The following is a 5,685-nucleotide window of genomic DNA, read 5'->3' on the forward strand; positions in this document are numbered from 1 at the left end:
GACACTGCCTGAGCTGCCGAGGACATTGCCAAAGCGAACGGCAACGATCTCGGTCTCTTTGGAATCTACATTTTGTGCATAAAGCTCACCGATACGCTTGGTTGTGCCCATGACATTGGTTGGGCGGACGGCTTTGTCCGTTGAGATGATGACCACTTTTTTGACCCCGTATTTAATACTGAGGTCGATCACATTCTTGGTACCGACGACATTGTTGGTGACGGCGATGTCGATGTTCTCTTCACAGAGCGGGACATGCTTGTAGGCAGCGGCATGGATGACGATGTCGATAGGCTTCTCTGCAAAGAGTTTGTCGAGACGGTGAAGGTCTGTTACAGAGCAGAGCAGATGCGCAGCCTCCGGCAGCTCTTCTGCGATCTGGTACAGGTTGAACTCACTGTTATCGACGAGTGTCAGTGAGACTGCACCGAACGCTTTACACTGTTTGGTGATCTCGGAACCTATACTGCCGCCTGCACCGGTAATAAGGACATTTTTGCCTTTAATAAACGTGGCAATCGCATTGGTGTCAAGGTCTTTCGGATGGCGCGCCAGCAGGTCTTCAATGGAGAGATCTTCGAGCTTTTCATGCTGCGAACCCAAGATTTTGGCAATCTTGATCTCCTCTATACCGGCATCTTTAAGGCGCTGGAAGAGGGCTTTAAGGTCACTTGGCGAGAGGTCGGCCGTGATGATTGCGGCGGTGATGTTCTGTTTGGTGATCTGCTCCTCAAGATCGTCTGCCGCATAGACTTTGATCTTGTTGATGTAGGTATTTACGGCACTTTCGTTCTCTTTTAGAAGGGCAAAAATGGCAACCGGAAAGTAGCTCAGCTCACCGTTGAATGCACTTTTAATAATCGAACTTGTTTTTTGGTTGACGCCAAGAATAAGGGTCTGTCGGCTTTCACCCTGCTTAAGTTGTTCGGAGAGTGCCCGTTTGGATATGCGCAGGGCTCCTGTCAACATCAGAGAGAGGAAAAGATCAATGATAATGACGCTTCTCGGCATCGGCATAAAGAAATCGTTGAAGAGAAAAAAGAGGATACCGAAAACAACCAGGGCGCTAAGGTGCGCCTTGATGAGATTGAGTGCATCATCCAAGGCAAAAAAACGCCAGGTGATGTTATAGACGCGAAAGAGAAAAAAGAAGAGTACTTTCAGCAGTGCAAGCGTAAGAAAAACGACTACAAAGTTCTCCATGAAACGGGGATCGATCACAAAGTCAAAGCGCAGTGCATACGCCAAATGCAAAGAGATAAAAAAAAGAATCAGGTCACTCAGTAAAAAGAAGAGGAGACGTTTTGCAAAACTCGGTTGTAATAGGTTCACTCAAAGGCCTTCTTGGTATCGATGAATTTTATGAGACTATATAATAGCACTAAGAGTACAAGAAAGAGATATAAGTAGAGCCCCTGCGGCAGCAGATAGAGTGCTGCGAAGATGATGAGGTTTACGCCCATCGCCAGCAAAACGACTTTGTCATGCGAAAATCCGGCCTGGTTGAGTCGCTGGTAAGCATGCCTTTTATGTGCCTGCGACAGTTTTTCACCTCGTCTGGCACGACGTATAAGGGTCAGCGTCGCATCGAACCAAAAGAGTGAGAGCAGCATCAGCCAGCCTAGAAAGTGCGGCGTACCGGCATCATAAAGAATAAAGACCGCAAAAATGAAACCGAGCGGTGCACTGCCGACATCACCCATAAAGATGGAGGCTTTGTGCCAATTGAAAACGAGAAATCCTGCGGTAGCCGCTGCAATAAGTAGTGCACTATCACTGCCAAAGAGGAGATAAGCTGCCAGTCCGACAAAAACTGCTTGAGCAGCTGCGTATCCATCAATGCCATCAAGAAAGTTATAGAGATTGGTCATCCAGACAATACCAAGCAGGGCGATAAGGTTAAGCCAGGTACCGTGTAGAGTAAAGAGTGCAAAGTTCATGGAGTTGACACCTCCTAAAAAATAGAGGGCGAAGGAAGCACTGAGCAGTTGAACACCAAAGCGTAACTTGGCGGGAAGCGGATGGATGTCATCGACAAGACTGATAACGATGACAGGCAGTGCTGAGAGCAGGGCAAAAAAGAGTTGTTCATCGATCTGGGTTGTAAGATAAAGATAGGTTAAGGCACCGTAAAAGGTAATCATGATCGCCAAACCACCACCCTTTGGTGTAGGGGTGACATGTGAGCTGCGATCGTTTGGATGGTCAAGTAGATCTTTTTGGTGCGCGTAATAGCGGATAGCAAGGGTGCCAAAAAGTGCAGCAGAAAAAATGCCTAAATAAAGTAACATATCAGACATCTGCACGTAATCCTCCTCTTCTGTTTAGCATCATTACCACTTACTGTTTGAGCCACAACTCGAAGTTTTCTCTATGCTGTTTGACTACGGTGTCGAGGATAAAGGCGCTAAAAAGAGACATGATAGAGATCAGCATTAACCCCACTGCAAGGATGGCCGAGGGTACTTTAGTAATAAAAGAGGTCCTGAAAAACTCTACGATGACAGGCAGCCCTATTATAAGAGCAAGAAAAAAGAAGAGAGCAGCCATTACGGAAAAAAATGTCAACGGACGGTAGTCTTTGAATACCCAGAAAATGGTTTTCAGTACACGAAAACCGTCGCTAAAGGTATTTAGTTTAGAGAAACTTCCTTCGGGCCGGTCACGGTAGTTGATAGGGATCTCTATAAGGGGGATTTTTTTGTCAAGTGCATGAAGGGTCATCTCTGTTTCGATTTCAAATCCGGAGCTGTTTATCGGAACGTTTTTGACATAAGAGCGACTAAAGACACGGTAGCCGGTCATGATATCGTTCAGATCCGCATGAAATAAAGTATTGATCAGAGAGCGGACCAGGTTATTACCAAAATTGTGGAGATGTCTAGTGTTTTCATCTTTATAGCTGCCATTGCTGAGTCGATCACCAATAACCATGTCAGCCTCTTGTTTGATAATAGGTGCAATCAGTTGGTGTACAAATTCAGCCGGATAGGTGTCGTCGCCGTCTATCATTACATAGACATCGGCATTGATATCTCGGAACATTGAACGGATGACATTCCCTTTCCCTTGCAAACGTTCTCTTTTAACGGTGGCTCCGTGTTCATGTGCTATTTTGGCGGTATTATCTGTTGAGTTGTTGTCGTAAACATAGATTGTTGAAGATGGAAGTTCTGTTTTAAAATCGTCTATCACCTTGGCAATGGTTAGCTCTTCATTGTAGCAAGGGATCAAAACGGCTACATTTTCCATAGGGGTACCTCACTGTTATCGAAAGACATAAAATTTGTTTAGAAAAAAGGATAATAGCGCACAAATGATTACAGCAACAAATCCAGAGAGATAATAGTTGGTGATACTATTTTGCATCAGTGCGATGAGCCCGACATTGATAAAGTATAGAAAAATATAGGAGAGCAAAAACTTGTAGATACGTCTATTCTCTTCGCGGTAAAAGACGAATTTTCCAAAGTTCTTAAAACTGAAAAATATTCCAAACAGGGTTGCTAGCAGTGTGGCAAATGTGAAGTAGAGACCCAAATAGATCCCCAAAGCATAAACGAGATAATAAAAGAGGGTGTTTATAATACCGACAATGACAAACCGTTGAAACTGTTTTCTCATAAGATGGGCTTGAACTCTAACTTTTCTTGATTATTTATGACTTTGTAGAGCGTGTAGGGGCGGTCTGGGGTCTTTGCCCTTAGGAAATACCGGTTTTTATAGACAATCTCTCGGTTAAATGAAAAGAACCAGATATATTCATAATTTGAGAAGATTGATTCCATCTGCTCCGATGATTGTGCAGAAAAATCATCGTTGCTGACAGTAGCATGCAGCGGTATCATGGAATAGCGCAATATATAAGGGATCACGCCGCTGTTTTTTACAGGAAAGACGATAAGTAGTTTTGAACCCGCAGGGATGCTTGAGACTATCTGTGAAATAATCGGAGATCCTTCTGCTCTAAATGGATTATCCAATTGTGAATAAAGCGGTTTGAAATAAGGTTGCGTTATCAGTCCCAAAATTGTTAATGTCAATACCCCGCCTGCAAGCAACAATGAGGAGTTACTTCCATTGTTTTTTTGGCCGGTGGTGCTATTTTGCTGCTGGTAAAAAGGCAGAAAAAAAGAGAATGCGACAAAGAGCAGTGGCAAGACAGCCATATTGGCATATCGGACATACGAAGGTATGCGTACCGCATCATTCCCAAATGCAACAAGATAGCTCATATAAAGAATGAAAAAGTAGATAACGGAGATGATCGCAAGATAGCCTCCTATCAGTGCGATCTCCCTCTTCTTATCAAGAGATTTTGTTAGTTTGAGCACGATAAAGATTAGCATTGTGAAAAAGATTAAAATACCAACAGTCGTAAGTTTGATAATTTTTTTGTATTGAGGCATAAGTGCAATATAAAACTCGTTGTAGTCCAGGGAGAGTTTCTCTTTGTGTAGCTGCTGATGAAAGACAACATTCCAAAAGTTTTCTTTTACCTTTTTTTCGATCTCTTCTGGCAAGACGCTTTTATCTGAAAGGACACTGGAGACAATCCCCGTTATGGACTGTTTCTCTCCCTTGATCCCTTTAGACTCCTGGTGCAGTGACCAGACCTTTAACATAAGGACTATTATGGCCAGCAGTATAAAGAGAAACGCAAAATTTTTCTTTTGTATCTTAAGCGTTTGAAAGATTGATATGTTATTGCTCTTTATGCTCAAAAAGTGTAACAGGGCATATAAACCGACCGCTGCAAAGCCGAAATAGAGTCCTATCTCTTTGACCAGCACAATCGTTATCAACGGAAAGGCAAAGAGCAGGAGCTCAAGTGGACTGTAACGGTCTGAGAGATAGCTCAGGACCAGACCTGTAAAGAGCGCACCGATGACATGATCGACATAGATATTGCTGAACCAATGACCGAAACTTGCAAAAAGGAGCATCTGGACTGAAAAGACAAAAAGCAGCCAGTACCATTGCTGCCATTTTATCTTTTCATACATCATAAGTGTTGATGAAAAGAGGAGCATAAAGTAGGCAAAATAGAGTACCCCTTCCTGATAGTCGGTATGGAGCAGGACAAAATAGTCCCAGATCGAGATTCCCGGAGGATAGTTGAGGTGAGCCGCTACGCTGGAGGCGTCATAGAAGTGATGCGTATAGAACATCTCCTTGATAAAAGGCCCCCAGTGGGAGTACTCATCCCAGAAAAAAAGATAGGCATCTTTAAAGAGGAAAAAAGCGATCACACTGAAAACGATAAAAATGACCAGCGGTGGTCGAGACAATTGCCCTATAACTGTCTTGCGGTCACGATAAAGTATATACAGTAGCAGTAGGGTGCCAAGCGAAAAAAGAAGGTTGGCACCGAACTGCAATAGCGAAAACATGCCGAATGAAAAAAGCGTCGTAATAATAAAGGTGATGGAAAAAAAGAGGGAGACGGATATCACCTTTTTAAATTGAAGATGAAAGAAAAGAGCATAGCCAAGGAGTGGGAGAAGCGTTAATAGGGCCATTTAGGAGATTCCTTCTTTTATGTTTTCGTTTTGATACCAGAGGGCCATTTTTTCAATTCCCGCCTGGGTTGTGTAGGGGTTTTTTAGATTCAGTTGTGAACGCGTCCAGGTGTTATCTACAAATAAATCTAGATAAAGTCGTTGATAAAGAGCAGGCTTAAAA

At 43.4% G+C, this 5,685-nt stretch carries 5 protein-coding genes; all 5 read right to left on the reverse strand.

The window, feature by feature from the left end; genetic code table 11:
• On the reverse strand, window positions 1–1,332 hold a 1,332-nt coding region (locus tag ABYK33_RS13305), incomplete at its 3' end, for an SDR family NAD(P)-dependent oxidoreductase (RefSeq protein WP_373033758.1).
• Window positions 1,329–2,300, reverse strand: coding sequence for a glycosyltransferase family 4 protein (locus ABYK33_RS13310; RefSeq protein ID WP_373033759.1), 972 nt, complete (start codon window positions 2,298–2,300; stop codon window positions 1,329–1,331). The genes ABYK33_RS13310 and ABYK33_RS13305, both read right to left, overlap by 4 nt.
• Window positions 2,301–2,340: 40 nt before the next feature.
• Window positions 2,341–3,252, reverse strand: coding sequence for a glycosyltransferase family 2 protein (locus ABYK33_RS13315; RefSeq protein ID WP_373033760.1), 912 nt, complete (start codon window positions 3,250–3,252; stop codon window positions 2,341–2,343).
• 15 nt (window positions 3,253–3,267) lie between these two features.
• Entirely contained in the window at window positions 3,268–3,624 is a 357-nt protein-coding gene (locus tag ABYK33_RS13320; protein ID WP_373033761.1) for a GtrA family protein, read from the reverse strand.
• A complete protein-coding gene (locus tag ABYK33_RS13325) occupies window positions 3,621–5,522 on the reverse strand; it encodes a hypothetical protein (RefSeq protein WP_373033762.1) in 1,902 nt (633 codons plus the stop codon). Before ABYK33_RS13325 ends, ABYK33_RS13320 begins: the two co-directional genes overlap by 4 nt.
• Window positions 5,523–5,685 lie beyond the last annotated feature (163 nt).

Source organism: Sulfurovum sp. (assembly GCF_041562805.1).
In the GTDB taxonomy this organism is placed as follows: domain Bacteria; phylum Campylobacterota; class Campylobacteria; order Campylobacterales; family Sulfurovaceae; genus Sulfurovum.

What these genes read in the sequence shown, in the direction of transcription:
- ABYK33_RS13315 (WP_373033760.1), bottom strand. Translation starts at nt 3,252, where the DNA reads ATGGAAAATGTAGCCGTTTTGATCCCTTGCTACAATGAAGAGCTAACC.
- ABYK33_RS13325 (WP_373033762.1), bottom strand. Translation starts at nt 5,522, where the DNA reads ATGGCCCTATTAACGCTTCTCCCACTCCTTGGCTATGCTCTTTTCTTT.
- ABYK33_RS13320 (WP_373033761.1), bottom strand. Translation starts at nt 3,624, where the DNA reads ATGAGAAAACAGTTTCAACGGTTTGTCATTGTCGGTATTATAAACACC.
- ABYK33_RS13310 (WP_373033759.1), bottom strand. Translation starts at nt 2,300, where the DNA reads ATGTCTGATATGTTACTTTATTTAGGCATTTTTTCTGCTGCACTTTTT.